This window comes from Acidithiobacillus sp. M4-SHS-6 (assembly GCF_047421495.1).
Lineage (GTDB): Bacteria > Pseudomonadota > Gammaproteobacteria > Acidithiobacillales > Acidithiobacillaceae > Acidithiobacillus.
In genome coordinates this window covers 2,383,282-2,399,996 of record NZ_CP175559.1, presented here as the reverse complement: position 1 = coordinate 2,399,996, position 16,715 = coordinate 2,383,282, and the positions used below count along the sequence as shown (strand labels likewise).

General features: G+C 55.7%; 18 protein-coding genes. 1 reads left to right on the top strand and 17 read right to left on the bottom strand.

Annotated features, from left to right (window positions below; translation table 11 throughout):
* Positions 1-2: 2 nt before the first annotated feature.
* The 17 genes from ACJU26_RS12460 to ACJU26_RS12380 form a co-directional block, all read right to left on the bottom strand.
* A complete protein-coding gene (locus tag ACJU26_RS12460) occupies positions 3-803 on the bottom strand; it encodes a YdcF family protein (protein WP_414039954.1) in 801 nt (266 codons plus the stop codon).
* Positions 804-815: 12 nt separating this feature from the next.
* Entirely contained in the window at positions 816-1,766 is a 951-nt protein-coding gene (lipA, locus tag ACJU26_RS12455) for a lipoyl synthase (RefSeq protein WP_414039953.1), read from the bottom strand.
* A gap of 2 nt (positions 1,767-1,768) precedes the next feature.
* Positions 1,769-2,410: a lipoyl(octanoyl) transferase LipB gene (gene lipB / locus ACJU26_RS12450; RefSeq protein WP_414039952.1), complete on the bottom strand. Its 642-nt coding sequence runs from the start codon at positions 2,408-2,410 to the stop codon at positions 1,769-1,771.
* Positions 2,407-2,673, bottom strand: coding sequence for a YbeD family protein (locus ACJU26_RS12445; RefSeq protein WP_414039951.1), 267 nt, complete (start codon positions 2,671-2,673; stop codon positions 2,407-2,409). Before ACJU26_RS12445 ends, lipB begins: the two co-directional genes overlap by 4 nt.
* Before the next feature lie 19 nt (positions 2,674-2,692).
* A complete protein-coding gene (locus tag ACJU26_RS12440; RefSeq protein ID WP_414039950.1) occupies positions 2,693-3,859 on the bottom strand; it encodes a D-alanyl-D-alanine carboxypeptidase family protein in 1,167 nt (388 codons plus the stop codon).
* Between the two features lie 98 nt (positions 3,860-3,957).
* Complete coding sequence (gene rodA, locus ACJU26_RS12435; RefSeq protein ID WP_414039949.1) at positions 3,958-5,052, bottom strand: rod shape-determining protein RodA; 1,095 nt, start codon at positions 5,050-5,052, stop codon at positions 3,958-3,960.
* Positions 5,049-5,507: a rod shape-determining protein MreD gene (gene mreD / locus ACJU26_RS12430; protein ID WP_414041979.1), complete on the bottom strand. Its 459-nt coding sequence runs from the start codon at positions 5,505-5,507 to the stop codon at positions 5,049-5,051. The genes rodA and mreD overlap by 4 nt, the downstream gene beginning before the upstream one ends.
* Positions 5,508-5,518: 11 nt before the next feature.
* Positions 5,519-6,358 carry a rod shape-determining protein MreC gene (gene mreC / locus ACJU26_RS12425; RefSeq protein WP_414039948.1) on the bottom strand — a complete coding sequence of 280 codons (840 nt, stop codon included), beginning with the start codon at positions 6,356-6,358 and terminating at the stop codon, positions 5,519-5,521.
* A 24-nt stretch (positions 6,359-6,382) separates the two neighbouring features.
* Positions 6,383-7,420, bottom strand: coding sequence for a rod shape-determining protein (locus ACJU26_RS12420; protein ID WP_414039947.1), 1,038 nt, complete (start codon positions 7,418-7,420; stop codon positions 6,383-6,385).
* Positions 7,421-7,644: 224 nt separating this feature from the next.
* Positions 7,645-9,372, bottom strand: coding sequence for a thiosulfohydrolase SoxB (gene soxB, locus ACJU26_RS12415; RefSeq protein WP_414039946.1), 1,728 nt, complete (start codon positions 9,370-9,372; stop codon positions 7,645-7,647).
* Between the two features lie 18 nt (positions 9,373-9,390).
* Entirely contained in the window at positions 9,391-9,918 is a 528-nt protein-coding gene (locus ACJU26_RS12410; RefSeq protein WP_414039945.1) for a DUF302 domain-containing protein, read from the bottom strand.
* Positions 9,915-10,328, bottom strand: coding sequence for a hypothetical protein (locus tag ACJU26_RS12405; protein WP_414039944.1), 414 nt, complete (start codon positions 10,326-10,328; stop codon positions 9,915-9,917). Before ACJU26_RS12405 ends, ACJU26_RS12410 begins: the two co-directional genes overlap by 4 nt.
* A gap of 53 nt (positions 10,329-10,381) precedes the next feature.
* On the bottom strand, positions 10,382-10,714 hold the full coding sequence (gene soxZ / locus ACJU26_RS12400; RefSeq protein ID WP_414039943.1) for a thiosulfate oxidation carrier complex protein SoxZ: 333 nt from the start codon (positions 10,712-10,714) through the stop codon (positions 10,382-10,384).
* A gap of 35 nt (positions 10,715-10,749) precedes the next feature.
* A complete protein-coding gene (gene soxY, locus ACJU26_RS12395; protein ID WP_414039942.1) occupies positions 10,750-11,262 on the bottom strand; it encodes a thiosulfate oxidation carrier protein SoxY in 513 nt (170 codons plus the stop codon).
* Between the two features lie 441 nt (positions 11,263-11,703).
* A complete protein-coding gene (locus ACJU26_RS12390; protein ID WP_414039941.1) occupies positions 11,704-13,074 on the bottom strand; it encodes a sigma-54-dependent transcriptional regulator in 1,371 nt (456 codons plus the stop codon).
* 31 nt (positions 13,075-13,105) lie between these two features.
* Positions 13,106-14,539 (bottom strand): ATP-binding protein, encoded by a 1,434-nt coding sequence (locus ACJU26_RS12385; protein WP_414039940.1) that lies wholly within the window; start codon positions 14,537-14,539, stop codon positions 13,106-13,108.
* A 94-nt stretch (positions 14,540-14,633) separates the two neighbouring features.
* Positions 14,634-16,157, bottom strand: a complete 1,524-nt coding sequence (locus ACJU26_RS12380) for a PhnD/SsuA/transferrin family substrate-binding protein (protein ID WP_414039939.1) — start codon at positions 16,155-16,157, stop codon at positions 14,634-14,636.
* A 60-nt stretch (positions 16,158-16,217) separates the two neighbouring features.
* Here ACJU26_RS12380 and moaC point away from each other — a divergent pair, with 60 nt between their 5' ends.
* Positions 16,218-16,712 (top strand): cyclic pyranopterin monophosphate synthase MoaC, encoded by a 495-nt coding sequence (gene moaC, locus ACJU26_RS12375; RefSeq protein WP_414039938.1) that lies wholly within the window; start codon positions 16,218-16,220, stop codon positions 16,710-16,712.
* Positions 16,713-16,715 lie beyond the last annotated feature (3 nt).

Sequence of the window (16,715 nt, the reverse complement as noted above, 5' to 3'; positions counted from 1 at the left end):
TATCAATCGCCGCTGCCCAGACCCTGCTTCTGGAGTCCAAGCCAGAGCAGGCCGAGATATTCATGGCAGGCCTCACTGCTGATTTCCATGAAAATAGCCCTGGGTAGCCAACTTCCCAGCCGGTAAGGGCGGATCTGGTTGAGGCGATAATCGGTGGGGACGGGAACTACGTCCAGATGGGACAAACGAAACCAGGCCACCGCCCTGGGCATATGGAGTGCCGAGGTGACCAGATAGATGCGCTGAATATGATGCTCTGCCAGCAGGACGCTGGAATTCGCGGCATTGGCGGCGGTATTGTAAGAGTGGGTTTCCGGCCAGATGGGGTTGCTCACATGAAAATCCTGACGAAGGATCTGGGCCATGGTGGTGGCCTCCGCTGCCACGCCAAAGCGTGGCGCGCCCCCGCTGGGTATCAGGGGCAGATGGGTGCGCTTGGCGAGCCGGGCCGCCGCCATCAGGCGCACCAGGGTGCGGGCATTGGCGGTTTCCTGGCGGGATTTCGGTGAAGTCATGACTTCACCGCCACCCAGCACGACAATGGCTCCTGGTTTTTGTGCCCCCGACAAAGGCCCATTCAGCGGCGGATAGCGGTTTTCCAGAGGGCTGAGCAGTAAGCGGGCACCCATCGCCGTGGAAAAAAAATACAACATGGAGAGGGCGATGAACAGCAGTATGCGCCCCAGATAACGCCAGCCCAGCAGCTCGCTGATCCAGCCAAAAATGGCCAGGAGAAACAGGACGCCTGGAGGTTGCAGCAGCGCCGATGCCAGCGTCAGGACCGTGGTATAACGCAGCAGCATAAGACGTCAGGGTCAGTCTTCGGTCATTTCATGAAAACTGCGTTCGGCATGATAGGAGGAACGGACCAGTGGTCCACTGGCGACGTGACGGAAACCCATGGCCAGCCCGTCCAGGCGCAGGGATTCAAATTCGTCCGGAGGGACAAATCGGAATACCGGCAGGTGATGGCGGGAAGGGGACAAATACTGTCCCAGAGTCAGCAGTTCGCAGCCCGCCTGACGGAGATCCTGCATGACCTGACGAATCTCATCCAGCTCTTCGCCGAGCCCAAGCATGAGTCCTGATTTGCTGGGAATGTCGGGATGTTGGGCCTTGAAGGCGGACAGCAGATTCAAGGAGTGTCGATAATCGGCGCCGGGTCTGGCCTGCAGGTACAGACGGGGCACGGTCTCCAGATTGTGGTTGAACACATCTGGAGGGGTGTCCCGGAGGGCCGCCAGGGCTTTATCCGCGCGGCCGCGAAAATCCGGAACCAGGATTTCTATGTGCAGGTCCGGGCAGTGCTGGCGTAAGGCACGGATGACTTCAGCGAAATGCTGGGCACCACCATCGCGCAAATCATCCCGATCCACCGAAGTAATGACCACAAAACGCAGCCCCATGCCGGCGACGGTCTGGGCAAGATGCAGGGACTCTGCAGCATCCGGAGGCTGGGGTCGGCCATGGGCCACATCGCAGAACGGGCAGCGGCGAGTGCAGACATCTCCCAGAATCATGAAGGTGGCGGTTCCGCCACCAAAACATTCGCCGAGATTGGGGCAGGAGGCTTCTTCACAGACGGTATGCAGATCTGCCGCCCGCAGAATCTTTTTGAGCCGATCCACTTCCGGAGACAAGGGAGATCGCACCCGTAGCCATTGTGGTTTTGGCACCCTGGGGGTTTCCACCGGAATGATGGGAATGGGATTGCGCGCGGTTTTTTCGGCACCTCTTCCGGCTTTTTTATCGGTAATGGCTATCATGGTCAGGCACCTCCTTTCTGGAGAGGGCGTTGGAACTGCGTGGACAGGGCTTGCATCAGTGCTTCGGCGACGTCCCGGCTGGCCCAGTCGGGACAAAGGTCATGGACCTGGGTGACGGCAAGTCCGGGCATGCCACAAGGATGAATGCGCTGGAAAGGACCCAGGTCCATGTCGGTATTGAGGCTTAAACCATGATAACTTCGACCCCGTTGCACCCGCAGTCCCAGGGAAGCGATTTTGGCTTCTCCCACATAGACCCCGGGGGCATCCTGGCGGGCATGGGCGCGCACGCCATGCTCTGCCAGAAGTTGAATGACGGACTGTTCCATAATGCTGGTCAATTGGCGGACATTGATACCCATGCGCGGCAAATCCATCAGCAGGTACACAATCCACTGCCCCGGGCCATGATAGGTCACCTTGCCCCCCCGATCGCTGCGGATGACGGGTATGGAACCGGGGTCCAGAACATCAGCAGCATCCGCATTGCGACCAAGGGTAAATACTGGGGGATGCTGAAGCAGCCACATCTGATCAGGCGTTTCTGCATCACGCTGGGCGGTGAATTCGCGCATGGCGTCCAGAACCGTGAAGTAGGGCAGAATGCCGGGCCAACAACGCACCAGTATGGGAGAATGATTCATAAGCAGAGGATGACTCCGTCCACGGCTTTTACTGCCGTATAAATGGCCAGAAGCTGGGCTTCATGTTGGATTTCCAGGGAGATGGTGACGGCACAATAGTGCCCCTGACTACTGCTGCGCATGGCAAAAGCGCTGTCGGGCAGATGGTGGGCATGAGGCTCCACGGCCCTGCGCACGGCACCCAGGAGATCGGCATGTTGACCAATGACCTTGACATGATGCAGATGGGGATAGTCCTCTGCGTGATGCGATTCAGATGTCATTCAGGCTCCTCATCCTGTTTCAGAGCGCTTCACCAATCTTGTGGAACATCCGGGACACCCAGCCTGCCTTTTCGACAGAAACCTGACTGACGACCGGGATGGTTTTGAGAATTTTACCGTCCAGGCGGAAAACCAGTGTCCCCACGACCGTACCTTTTTTCAGGGGTGCCTGCAAATTGGGGCTGACTTCTACCACGCGCTGCAGATCCGAAAAATGACCCTTGGGAACGGTGATGGTGACATTCTGGGTCACCCCCATCGGAACATGCATGGGCGAAAAATCACTGCGGGTGATTTCGCCCACTTCTGCCCCAGACTGGTAAACGGGATGGTTGACAAAAAAACGGTAACCATAATCCAGCAGGGCCTCCACCGCATGGGTGCTGCCCGCCCAGTTGGGTCCGCCCATGACGACGGCGATCAGGCGCCGGCCATTGCGCAGGGCTGTGGCGTCAATGCAGTAACCGGAAGCATCGGTCAGCCCGGTTTTCAGACCATCCACGCTGGGGTCGCGGAACAGGACGGGATTCCAGCTGCGCTGGGTGATTTTGTTGTAGGTATAGGATTTCTTTCTGGTAATCTGGATGACTTGGGGGTATTGCTGGATCAGTACCTGGGAGAGCCGGGCCACATCCAGGGCGGTGGTATACAGATTGTCATCGGGTAAGCCATCGACATTGTTGTAATGGGTGTTATGCAGGCCGAGTTGCCTTGCGGTTTCATTCATCAAGGTCACAAAGCCGGATTGGCTGCCGGCCACTGTCTCTGCCAGGGCCACGGCGGCATCATTACCAGAATCAATCAGGAGGCCATGCAGCAGTTGGTCGACATTGACTGCCAGACCGGGCTGGATGAACATGCTGGAGCCACCGGCCTTCCAAGCCTTGTTGGATATGGAGATATTTTCGTGGGCATTGAGGGTGCCATTCTGCATAGCCTGATAGGTCAGATAGGCCGTCATGAGCTTGGTGAGACTGGCGGGAGCCCTGTGCAGATTTTCACTTTTGGCGGCAATGATCTGACCGGTGTCATAATCCATCAATACATAGCTGACGATGGCAGGCAGTGCGGGTGCCGGAGGGATCGGCAGTTGCGGGGTCGGGACAACTGCAAAGGCGGTGCTGGCAAAAAGCAGCCCGAAAAATACGAGAAAAATTTGACTCATCAGGGATGGGCGGGAAATCATCAGGTCCTCAATACGCAGTGTTTTATCTGGAATTCAATCTTGGGGGCATCTGAAGAATTATAATGATACCCGCCAAGAAAGCTATGTCTGTTTGCTGATTATTCGTGGGTGCGGGGATGGGCATGTACGGACATGAGAATGCCGAGGCCGATCATGAACGTCAGCATGGCCGTTCCGCCATAGCTGATGAGGGGCAGCGGCACGCCGACCACGGGTAAAATACCGGTGGTCATTCCCATGTTGATAAAAATATACAGAAAAAAAGTCAGGCTCAGGGTGCCGGCAATCAGGCGCCCGAAGGCATCCCGACTTTCAAAGGCAATGACCAGTCCGCGCAAGACAATCAGCAGATAGGTGGCGATCAGGATGAGCACGCCAAACAGGCCAAATTCTTCGGCAAAACCGGCAAAAACGAAGTCGGTCTGGGCTTCGGGCAGAAAGTCGAGGTTGACCTGGGTGCCATTGAACCAGCCTTTCCCCCAAAAGCCTCCCGAGCCAACGGCAATCATGCTCTGGATGATATGGTACCCGGCCCCCAGGGGATCGCGTTGGGGATCAAGAAAGGTCAGTATCCGCTCCTTTTGGTAACCGTGCAGGAAGTGCCACATGACCGGTCCGCTGATGGCGGCGATGATCAGTAGGCCAAAGAACCAGCGGCGTCTGACTCCCGCCAGCCACATCATGAAAATCCCGGCGGCGCCAATTTGCGCGGCCGTTCCCAGGTCCGGTTCCTTGGCGATCAGTAGGAAGGGGATGGCAATAAGGATGAAACCGGTGATTGCCGAACGCCAATGCCGCACATTTTCCTGCTGGGAATAGTAGTAAGCCATTAATAGTGGCAGGGCCAATTTCATGAGTTCCGAAGGCTGGAAGGTAATGGGTCCGGCTCCCAACCAGCGTCTGGCCCCCAGGCTGGTCTTGCCGACGACCAAAGTGAGAGCCAGAAGCACCACACCAATCACATAGAGGGCGGGGGCCCAGGCACGAAAGCGTTCCGGCGGAGTATTGGCAATGGCGATCAGTACGGCAAAGCCGACAGCAAAGTGGAACAACTGGGCGAATACCACCCGCAAACTCTCCTGACTACCACTGTATAGCACGGCAAGGCTGATGAGCATCAACAGGACAATCCCGGTCAGTAAGGCGGGATCCAGTTTTTGCAAGGGGCGAAGGAGGCGTTGTTGCATGTTCATGATGATGTCTTCAAATGATGACGTAGGGTGTCCAGCAGATAGGTAAACAGCGGCCAGAGCAAGGCCCCGATCAACGGGCTGAGGAGCAGACTGAAATGCCAGCTTACCGGTCCGGACCAGAGTTGCCAGAGCCAGACGACCAGGCGATGGAGAAACAAGAGCATGAAAATGAAAACCAGTTGTTCCCAGACAAAGAGACGCCGCACTCTGCTCATGCCATTGACCAGGGCATAAATCATGAGGACGGCGGCGATGGCTTGCCCTCCAGGTACATCGCCCATCACCAGATCCTGGAGCAGTCCGATTAGCCATATCAGCGTATAACTGAGCTCGGAGCCGCTGCGAATGGACCAGTACAGCAAGAGCATGGCGACAAAGTCCGGATGGACCATGCCATAAATAGGGCCAGAAGGCAGTGTTTCCAGCACCAATGCCAGAAAAAAGGCAACTATCATGGCCACGACTGTCATGGCTTGCCGTGCCGAATGGTGGATGTATTTTTCAATAAAATGAGGACGGTGGTCAACTGACCCAAGGATACGGAAGGTTTCACGGAGATTTGTGCGAAGGGCTCGTCACCGTTGTGAATGACGGCTGAAATGGTGCCAATCTGCAAGCCGGAGGGGAACCTTCCCCCAAGACCAGAGGTGACCAAGCGATCGCCCACTTTCAGGTGGGTGTTGCGCGACTGGAAGGGAATACTCAGCGCATGAATATTGCCTTTGCCATTGACCAGCAGCGGAATGTTCGTGCCCGTCAGTTGTGCAGGAATGCTGCTATCGAGATCGGAGATCAAGGCGACCTGGGCACTGAGTTCGGCTACATGAATGACCTGTCCGGCGACGCCACCCGCCGCGAGAACCGGTTGTCCCACCCGCACGCCATTGCGACTTCCCAGATTGACCGTAATGGTCTGGCTGCCCGGAGAAAAGTTTTCGGCGACGACCTGGGCAACGGCCATCTTGCCGGGGGGTTGGGGAAAGCTGCCGAGTAATGCCAGCAGTTGCCGGTTTTCATTGCGGAGTATTTCGTTTTCCAGCAATTGGGGTTCCACTAACTTGAGCTTTTCCCGCATCTGCGCATTTTGTTCAAGTAATTCGCTGCGATCCTGCAGATATCGATGCAACGTGCGCCAGTTATCTGACACCTGCATATCCATCCAATGCACGGGGTAACTCAGGTTCCCGGTCCAGTTCTGCAGGTCAGGATGTTTTTCACTGAACGCTGCAACAGCAATGCTCAGCAACACAAACGCCGCTACACGGAGGAGCGGCGGGTAGCGGCGGGGGAAAAACAACGCTGGCATATAGAGCTCTATGACTTCGCCGGTTTAATCGTCGGCGAATACCTCACCCAGAAGTTCCAGTTCTTCCAAAGCGCGACCGCTGCCTCGGGCCACACACGTCAAAGGATCTTCGGCAACAACCACCGGCAAGGAGGTTTCTTCCATAATGAGCCGGTCCAGATCGCGCAGCAGGGCACCGCCTCCCGTCAGGACCATGCCGCGCTCGGCAATATCACCTGCGAGCTCGGGAGGGGTTTGTTCCAGAGCCAGTTTGATGGCACCGACTATGGCACCCAGTGGCTCCTGAAGGGCCTCCAGGATTTCATTACTATTGATGGTGAAAGTGCGAGGAACACCTTCGGCAAGATTGCGGCCCCGGACTTCCAGGCTGAGTACTTCCTGACCAGGATAAGCACAGCCGACGTTCTTCTTGATTTCCTCGGCGGTGCTTTCGCCAATCAACATGCCATAATTGCGACGGATATAATTCACAATGGCCTCATCCATTTTGTCGCCACCCACCCGTACACTTTGGGAGTACACCACGCCGCCCAGGGCGATGACGCCGACTTCGGTGGTGCCACCACCAATATCCACCACCATGGAACCCGTTGGTTCAGCCACCGGCATTCCCGCACCAATGGCGGCCGCCATGGGCTCTTCAATCAGATGAACTTCGCGGGCGCCGGCGCTCATGGCCGATTCGCGGATGGCGCGGCGTTCCACCTGGGTGGCCCCATAGGGCACACAGACAATAATGCGGGGACTGGGACTCAGAAAGCGTTGATGATGCACGCGACGAATGAAATGTTTGAGCATTGCCTCGGTAATCTCGAAATCGGCGATGACACCGTCCTTGAGTGGGCGAATGGCCGTAATATTGGCAGGCGTACGACCCAGCATCCGCTTGGCTTCTTCGCCTACATGCAAGCGTCGACTGCTGCCACTGCGGCGACCGGTGTGAATGGCCACCACCGAGGGTTCCGAGAGGACTATCCCTTTTCCTCGTACATAAATCAACGTGTTCGCGGTGCCGAGATCGACGGCGAGGTCCGTGGAAAAAAGTCCAAGAATGCGTTTCATGATCATCTGGTTACAGGCCTTTTTTATACAAGTGGAGACACGTCCGCGAAATGGAAAAAAGCAGCGCCATTCCCGGGCCGCAAAAATCAGAGCGCAGTCTAGCATGAGGAAAGGTCGAGACAAAATCAGGTGAAGTGGGGAGATATGGCTACAGCGCCTTGTTTTCCCCATAAAAAACCAGCGGTGGATACCGCTGGCGAATGCTGCTCGTCACCTGAAGAAGCTTAAAGCTGGTAAGTTTTCGGAAAAGCAATCCCTTTATTGGTTCGCATATCCTTGTTGAGTACCGGCAGATCCACTTTATCCACCCGGACATGCTTTTGGGATTGCAGCCACTTTGAAAAAATCTCCCAGACCGGTTTGCCTTCCACCGGCTGCATGGCTGCCCATCCGGCCACCTTGTATTTTTTACTGGCCGACATGGGTTTTCCGCCGATGCGCATATTGCTGCAGCGATGGTAGATTTTCTCGTCGGGATTGAAATCATACTGAATATTCCCGACCCGGATCATGTCTCCACCCTGCTGGTAGTAGGGGTTCGGATTGAAGATGTTATCGGCCACCTGCTCCATGATGTTCTTGATCTGCTCGCCGGTGTAGGTGTTGACCGTGACCTGGGGATAGGTGATGGCGGTCTGGCCCAGAACGTCTTCCATGGTGATGGTCTCACCAGGCAGCTTGCAGTAACCCCAGCGGAAACCTGGAGAGAACGAGGCCTCGCAATCCATCTCTTCGCGCAGGGCATCGCAGAGTAATTGATCGAAACTGCCGTTGAAGTTATCCCGCCGGTACAGCAGACTTTCCGTCCTAGCCAGGGGCTGGGCCAGTTTCTCCTGAAAGGGACTACGGACCTTGTGGATATAGTCCGCCATCTCCGCATCTTCCTTGATCAGGTTGGAGAACACCGGCAAATAATGGAAACGCCAGCCATTGAGCTTGCCCTTGCCCACATCCAGATCGAAGCGGGCGAGGATTTTGCCGTTGGTGCTGGTGTTGATGATCAGCGTCTGGCCGACCATGAAAGGCTTGGGACCCATGATGTCGTGGGTATGGCCGCCGAGGATGATGTCGATGCCCTTGACCATGGCCGCCATTTTCTTGTCCACGTCGGCACCGTTGTGGGAAAGCACCACCACCAGATCCGCTTTGTGCTGCTCACGGCACTCGTCCACCATCTTCTGCATGTGCCCGGTATGGATGCCAAAGCCCCAGTCGGGGATCATGTAGCCCGGGTTGGCGATGGGGGTGAAGGGAAAGGCCTGGCCGATGACGGCAATTTTGCGACCACTGACCTCATGGATGTGGTAGGGCTTGAAGACCAGTTCCTGCCAGGTGTTGCTGAACACGTTCTGGGCCAGGAAATTGGCCTTGAGTTGGGTTTTGACCAAATGCTCCACCTGGTCCTGTCCATAGGTAAATTCCCAGTGACCCACGAAGTCATCAATGCCGAGAAGATTCTGGGCACCGACCATATCCGCCCCTTTGGTCCAGAGGCTGGTCGCTGAACCTTGCCAGGTGTCTCCGCCGTCCAGAAGCAGGACCTTGTCGCCACGTTGTTGCCGGTAACGTTTGACCAGGCTGGCAATGTGCGCATATCCGCCAATTTTTCCGTATTTGTGCGCAAGAGTGTCGAAGTCCAGGCAAGAATAGGCATATTGGTTGGATGGCGGAGTGGTTACCCCATAATAATCCAGCATCCACTGGCCACAGAGATGGGGGACCTGATTCAGCACCGGGCCTACGCCGATATTGGTATCCGGTTCACGCCACCAGACCGGCAGCAGTTGCGCATGGGAGTCCGTCATATGCAGCAGGGTGACGTTCCCATAGTCAGGAATTTCATAAGGATCTGCATCGGCTCCCCAGGCGGATTGCACGGCTCCCGGGCTCAAAAAGCTCCCGGCACCGGCTATGCCCATCAATTGCATGAAATCGCGTCTACTTAAGTTCATTGCATCCTCCGATGCGGATTAAAGCCCGCCAGCAGCAGCTTGCTTCATCACGGTAATGATCTGATGATCCAGCTCCTGAGCCACTTTGGCGGATTCCGGGTCTTTCGGGAAATATTTCAGGGCATAAGTGGGGAGATAGGTCATGAGCTTCAGTTGCCCTCCCTGTTCATACATGACAATTTTACAGGGTGCGAAGGCCCCGAATTCCGGTGTGTTTTTGAGAATTTTTGCGCCCAGCACCAAATTGCAAACCTCGTAAATGACATAGGGTTGATTACTTTTGATGCCCCTTTCCTTGAGCCCCTCCTGAACATCCAGCGTGCCGACAACATTCATGTTTTCTGCCTCGGCGCCACTCTGGATGCCCATTTTTATTTCTGCTGGGGTCACGCCTTTTTGGACATTGACAATATACAGTGGGCTGGCGGTGTTGATGGGCGGCATTCCGGCTACCGTCGAGGGTATTTCAGCCCCTTGAGCCAGGCCAGCCAGACCTAATCCTGCACAGAGGGTTGCCGAGAGCAGCAGTGATTTCTTCGTGTTCATGATATTCCCCATTGAATCTGGTAGTGGTGATGACGAGTGAAAAAACGGAGAATCATCACTCGTCGCTGCATTTCAGGACGATATCCCGGCACATTGATCTTGGTGCCGTTACTGAGATAACGCATGAAATATTCCAGACGTTTGTCATCGGCACTTCCCAGCGGTTGGGGTACGGCTCCCACTTTTTTATCGCAACGACGGTACATTTCCGGACTGAATGCATAAGTGCCCAAAGCATAATTTTCCAGAGGCATGTTGGGATTTCGTTCCTTGGAATAGGCATGAAACTGCTTGAGCGTCTCGGCCGTTCCGACCTTGGTATCCCCCAGGTTCCGCCGGTTGACTGCCTGCGCGGTGTCACTGACACCAGCTGGGCCTATAATTGAAAGCGCATTCGGCAAGCGCTTCATGGGTTCCTCCTTTTGATGCAGGGGTGATTTCACTCGCCCCGATATAGGTATCATCAGGCAACCGTCAGCTTGGAGTCAGCACTCCAGTTGCCCCCGGTATTGTCTTTCCAGACCATTTTCAGGGTGCCACTACTTTCGGCGCGCAACTTGAATGCGAGGTAGGGATTGGCGCTGACGGCCGTACTCCAGTCAATGTCCAGCAAGGGTTTGTCGTTAAAGGTGATGGTGACGGTTTGTATGAAATGCGCGGGAATGACTTTTCCCGCCCTGTCCTTGGTCAGCCCCGTGGTCATGGGATTCATGATCAGTGATCGAACTTCGACAATTTCCCCTTTCTTGGCGCTGCTAGCCATGCGAATCATGGGGTTACCTACATTTCCTGCCATGGATAATTCCTCTTTGCAATGGGTGAAGGTTGGGTTTAACCGCCGCAACCACCAATGGTGACTTTGACTTCACGGGGGGCAGAGGCCATCAATACTCCTTTGTTGGTTTTGGCCACGACCCGGACATTGTCGGTTTGGGCCATCTTGATGCGTTGCTGAATGTAGGCCTGACCGGAAGCGGGCGTAAAGGTAAACTGGCTGGCCAGCGGGGTTGGATTGTGATCTACAAAAAGATAAACCGCCGCAATAAAGTCATCTGCCGTCGTGGGGGAATCTACCTCGATAGTAACGGGAACCGCGGCGCCATTTTCGGCGATGGTGGGTGCCGTCAGTTTGACCTTGGGAGATACGGGTATATCGGTTTTACCGATGGAGTCGGACATGGCATCTTTCAGCAACTTGGCATCAAAGGCCTTTGCAGGCCAGCCGGCCACATTATCCGCAAAGGCCAACTGCGGTTTGATCAGGCCCAGGCCGGCGGCCGTTGCCACTGCCCCCGTAGCTAGGCTGGCACCCAAAAACTGGCGTCGCGCAATGGGTTTGTTCATCGTCATTGTCTCCTTAAGGATTATGGATGGATTTTTACTTTTCAAAGACCACAAATCGTCGGCTACCTGTTACCAGCAAAGCGCTCTGAGCAAGCTGTTTATTTCGGTGCTTCATGAAATGCCCCTTCATTGCCGTGCGTCCCGCTGGCGCGGCAAAAATAGTTAGCAGATTTTGTGCCAGCATTTAGAATGGGAATTCTCTAACAATAAACAATAAAATATGGTGTAAAGTATAGTTTTAATCAGGAATTTAATTCGTCTATCTTTACGGTAAGTTATGCCGCAATTCCGGTTGAACGAGACATTTCAATCGGGCCGAGGGTGTGTCGGCGAGATGACTGCTCCTTTGTATTGCGCGGATATGAAGGGGGAAGGGAGCAGTCCAGGGAAAAATCATTGTGCCAAAAGGACCAGATACTACATACCCGTTCCCGCAATGGATCAGGTATCGAGATTATCGTCCTCAGGATCCTGGTCGCCCAGCAAGCCGATGTTTTTCATCTTGGTGCGCAATTGTTTACGGCTGATGCCCAGCAGTACGGCTGCCTGGCTTTGATTGAAACGGGTTTTTTCCAGGGCACTGAGCACCGTTTGTCGTTCCAGGGCCGGTAAGTCAAAGGGACTTGCTGCACTGCTCCCACCAGGCCCTATGTTCTGCTGGCAGATGTCGGCAGGCAGTTGCTGGCGCTGAATATGCCCGTTACGGTTGAGCACCACCATGCGCTCCAGCAGGTTTTCCAGCTGACGGATATTCCCCGGCCATTCGTAGGCTTCCAGTGCGGCCAGTGCGTCGCTACTGATGGTCACCGTCGGGCTGCGGCCAATGGCCCGGCAGACTTGTTCCAGAAAATGATGTACCAGGGGGGCAATATCGGCGCGCCTCTCCCGCAGCGGTGGAATATGCAGCGGAATGACGTTCAGCCGGTAGTAGAGGTCCTCTCGGAAAAGGCCATCCGCTACGGCCTTGGCCAGATCCATGTGGGTGGCCGCGACAATCCGGGCCGCCATGCGGACCGGTTGATGGGTGCCGAGGCGCGTGAATTCCCGCTCCTGCAGGGCGCGCAGTAGTTTGACCTGCATGGCCAGGGGCATGTCTCCCACTTCGTCCAGAAACAGGGTTCCGGCGCCGGCCATTTCCAGCTTGCCGGCCTGGGTACGGGTTGCCCCGGTAAAGGCGCCTTTTTCGTAGCCAAAAATTTCACTTTCCACGAGTTCCAGCGGTATGGCCCCGCAATTGAAAGCGATAAAAGGCTGATCCGCACGATTGGAGGCTTGATGCAGTGCGCGTGCGACGAGTTCCTTCCCGGTCCCGGATTCTCCGGTAATCAGCACGTTGGAAGGTGCGGGGGCCACCAGATCAATGGCCTCCAGCAGGGTTTCTATGGCGCGGCTGACCCCAATCAGACCATGGCGGCGCGGTTCCTGACGCATGGGCGGCAGTGCTTTGCCGTGCCGCTCCAGAGTCTGACGAATCAGGGCGATGAGTTCGCCCTCATCCACCGGTTTGGTCAGGTAATGTTCGGCACCGGCCTTGATGGCTTCCACTGCCTGTTCGATTTCCCCGTAGGCGGTAGTGATAATGACCGGTATTTCCGGGTGCTTCGCCTTGATCCTGCGTAGCAACTCGGTGCCGGAAATTCCGGGCAGGCGTTGATCCGTAAGGATCAGCGCCGGTGAGTCACTCTCGGTCATGGCCAGCGCCTGTTCGCCGTTTTCGGCCTCGAGAACGCGAAATCCTTCGGCATTCAGTACCGCCGCCAGAACACAACGCAGATTTTTTTCATCTTCCACTAGTAAAATCAAATTTTGCATGTTTGCTATGATAGATCTCTCGGTGAGGGTTTCAATGACCGGTGCTTTCGCCTGATGGAGGCAATCCGCAGGGTAAATGGAGAACGAATCTGGCACCAGAAGCTGTGTCACACAATTCAATGCTGCCATCATGCACCATCATGATTTTTGTCACCACGGCCAATCCCAGACCGCTGCCCTTGGTTTTGGTGGTGACATAGGGTTTGAAAATGGTGGCGCGTTTTTCCGGAGGAATACCTGGTCCATTATCCGCAACGGTGATGTTCAACTGGGCAAGGTTTTCTTGTTCTGCGGAAAGCTGCAGTGCGCCTCCCTGCATGGGCAGGGCATCGATGGCATTGAGAATCAGATTGCTCAGGGCCTGTTCCAGCAGCGAAGGGTCGAGTCTGGCATGGAGTGTTTCCGGACAGTCCAAGGTGGTCACGATGGCTTTGGTCTCCAGATCGGCTCTATGTCTTGCCAGGCAGCGTTCCAGCAAAGAACGAATGGGCGTGTCGACCGGAACGGCCGCATAGGGGCGACCAAAGTCCAGAAATCCCTGGGTCATGTCATAGAGGCGTTGCACTTCTTCCTCAATGATGCGGATAAAATCGCCTTGATTATCTGCCTGACCATAACGCACCAGATAACGGGCAGCCCCCCGCAGGGAAGACAGGGCATTACGAATTTCATGGGCTACCTGAGCGGACATTTCACCGATGGTGGCCATGCACTGCATGGCTTGTTGGCGCTGGTGCAGTTGACGAAGCTCCGTCAAATGTTCCTTGAGACGTTGTTCGGTCAAGCGGAAGGCCCACTCCAGACGATGGAGCTCATCGCCGGACTGAGGAGGGCGAATGATGGTGAACTTCTTGTCGAGGCCCAGGCGGTTTTCCATGCTTTCGATTTCATCCAGCAGTCTTAATACCGGACGGGTCATGGCCAAACTGACCAGATAAGCGCCCAGCACGCCCAGCAAAGCGGTAATCAAGCCCAGCACAATCAAGCGGTTGATGGTTCTGTCCAGGCGCTGATTCACTAACCCGTTGATATGTGCGCGATTGCCTTGCAAATAGACGGAGCCCAGCTGATTGCTGCCAGCCAGAATGGGCGCGACAAAATGATCCATCCGATGGGCGCCGCTGCCGGCAAATGTCGGGGATAGGGTTTGCCCCAACTGGTGGATATCCGGGCTGGCGACTACCACCTGCTGACGGTTGGTGATGATAATGGAGCGCACCAACGGATTGCGCAGTTTCGCCAGCTTGCCCAGTTTTCCGCCATCTTTGAGGAGTAGTGGATCCGCAGCTGAACTGGCCAGGGTTTCCGTCAGCCGCAGCAGTTCGGTTTGTACCTGATGGGTCAGATCATTACGAACAGACGTATAGAGAAAAATGGCAATGGACAGATAAATCAACGCCACGAGCAGCAAGACAAAAGTCATGCTTTTGGCGCGCCAGGACATGTCCTGCCAAAAGCGGGTCATCAGCCCCAAACGACCCGCAACCATCGAACGCGATTTGCGGTTCTCCGGACTATGGGGAGAAACCGCAAGCATAAGCTCAGATAGCTTTTTTGCCCTAAGCATGGGCTAACATGCGGAAACCCATGAATCCGGCAGAACCCAGGGCATCGAGGGGTAATCGTGCCACACGTTCCTGGACCGCAGCGCGTTGTTCACTGCTCAGCGTGCGCTTGACCGCCAGGGTCCATACGGGTGCCCGACCTGCACTCTGGACCATGGACCAGATTCCCGGCAACTGTTTTTCGAGGGTTTTGACCGTAGCGCTGCGCACTAAACCCAGTTCAGCCCGGTTTTCGGCAAGGGCTGTAAACACCGCGCGTTCCGAACCCTCCGGAACCCAGATCACCGGCCTGGTCCCCGCCAGACGCAATAATTGTTTTTCAGCCAGCGAACGGGCACTGCAGTAAGGACTGGAAAAAGCGATGCGCAAGGGGCCATTCGCGTTTGGCGAAGCGCTATCCCTGCGAATGATGGCCAAGCCATACCTGTCAAGGCGTGAGACTGACTGGGCAACGGCAAGCATCTGGGTTTTTTCCATGACCACCATTCTGGGCGTGAGCAGGGCAAAGGCAAACTTGCCCGTTTGCCCATCCCTGACGAAAGCCTGTTCGTCAGGAGGAATGACCAGTTGTACCGGGCGACCCGTGGCTGCGCTCAGGGCTTTTTGCAGAGGCGCAAAAATACGGTATGCGGCGATGGGAGTGAAAGTCGGCGGAATTCCCAGAATCAGGGCTTGTTGCGGGATCTTGGGTGATAGTTTGACACCGTGAATTTCCTGATACAGCGTGCGCAGCGCATTATAATCCCCGTCATTGGTCGCCTTGAATCCTGCCGCCAGGCCGCCGAGGGCATGGATGCTGGCGGGGTCCCGGGTTTTGGCGTCCAACAAGGCCATTGTGAGCTGCTTGCGCACGGTGGCGGGCACCCCAGCGGAGGCGGCCAGCAGGTCGCCGGGACCCACTGCGGCATCGGCAATCACCCGCAAGGTTCCGGAATGCAGGTAAGGCGCTGCCACGTTTTCGGCGACGGCCGTGGCATCATAAAAACGGGCTGCCACATCCATGAGGGCACTTTGATCAGAACCGCTTTGGCGGAACGCGCTGAAGCTTTTGGGCGTCATCCCCAACTCGCGGAACATGGACAAAGGTATCAGGGAGGAGGCGGCGCAGGCCGGGTCGCCCATGACAAAGCTGTGATTCTTGAGCTGCAGGACATTGCGGATCGGACTATCATGCCGCACGACGATCACACTATGGTTGCCTCCTGGTGTGGGAATGACACCCGCGAGAGGATAATAGGCCTGCTGATGAGCGCTGCGTATGTAGGCGATGGGACAAAAAAGGACCATTTGCGGGGTATTTGTGTCGGCCTGATCGTAAAAACTTTGCAGATTGGCGCTGAACTTTAAGGTGATCTTTTGATCGATGGCCTGACTCAAGTACTTGGCCAGGGGGGTGAAAGCGGCATACATGACGGCGGGACTGCTGACAGGGGGCAACAGAAAGCGCAGATCGGCTTGCGCCGGTAGGGCGAAACAACAGAGAATCATCCATAGCCAGAGTCGTATGGGGGTTTTCATGAGCAATTCCAGGGCCGTTGGAACACAACGAAATACCTAAGCAAAAGGAGTGCCAGTTTCATGCCTGTTCCTGAAAGTCTAAATCATTTTAATGCCCAGGGCGAAGCCCACATGGTCCATGTCGGTGCCAAGGCGGTCAGCGCAAGGGTGGCTGTGGCTGAAGGAGAAATCCGGATGGCAGAAAGCACTTTCGAGCACATTACCCAGGGGCAAATGCATAAGGGGGATGTGCTCGGCATTGCCAGAATAGCGGCCATCCAGGCCACCAAAAGAACCTGGGAACTGATCCCTTTGGCACATCCATTGCTCCTGACGGGAGTTGAGGTGGATCTGATCCCTGCCGTAGAGCCAGCCCGCATCATCTGCCGTGCAGAAGTCCATTGTAGCGGACAAACCGGAGTGGAAATGGAAGCCCTGATGGCCGTATCTGTTGGGTTGCTCACCGTCTACGATATGTGCAAGGCGATGGACAGAAGCATGGTCATCGAGGCAATACGCCTGCTCAAAAAAGAGGGTGGCAAGACGGGTCTCTGGACAAGAGAGACCCCTCCCTAGACA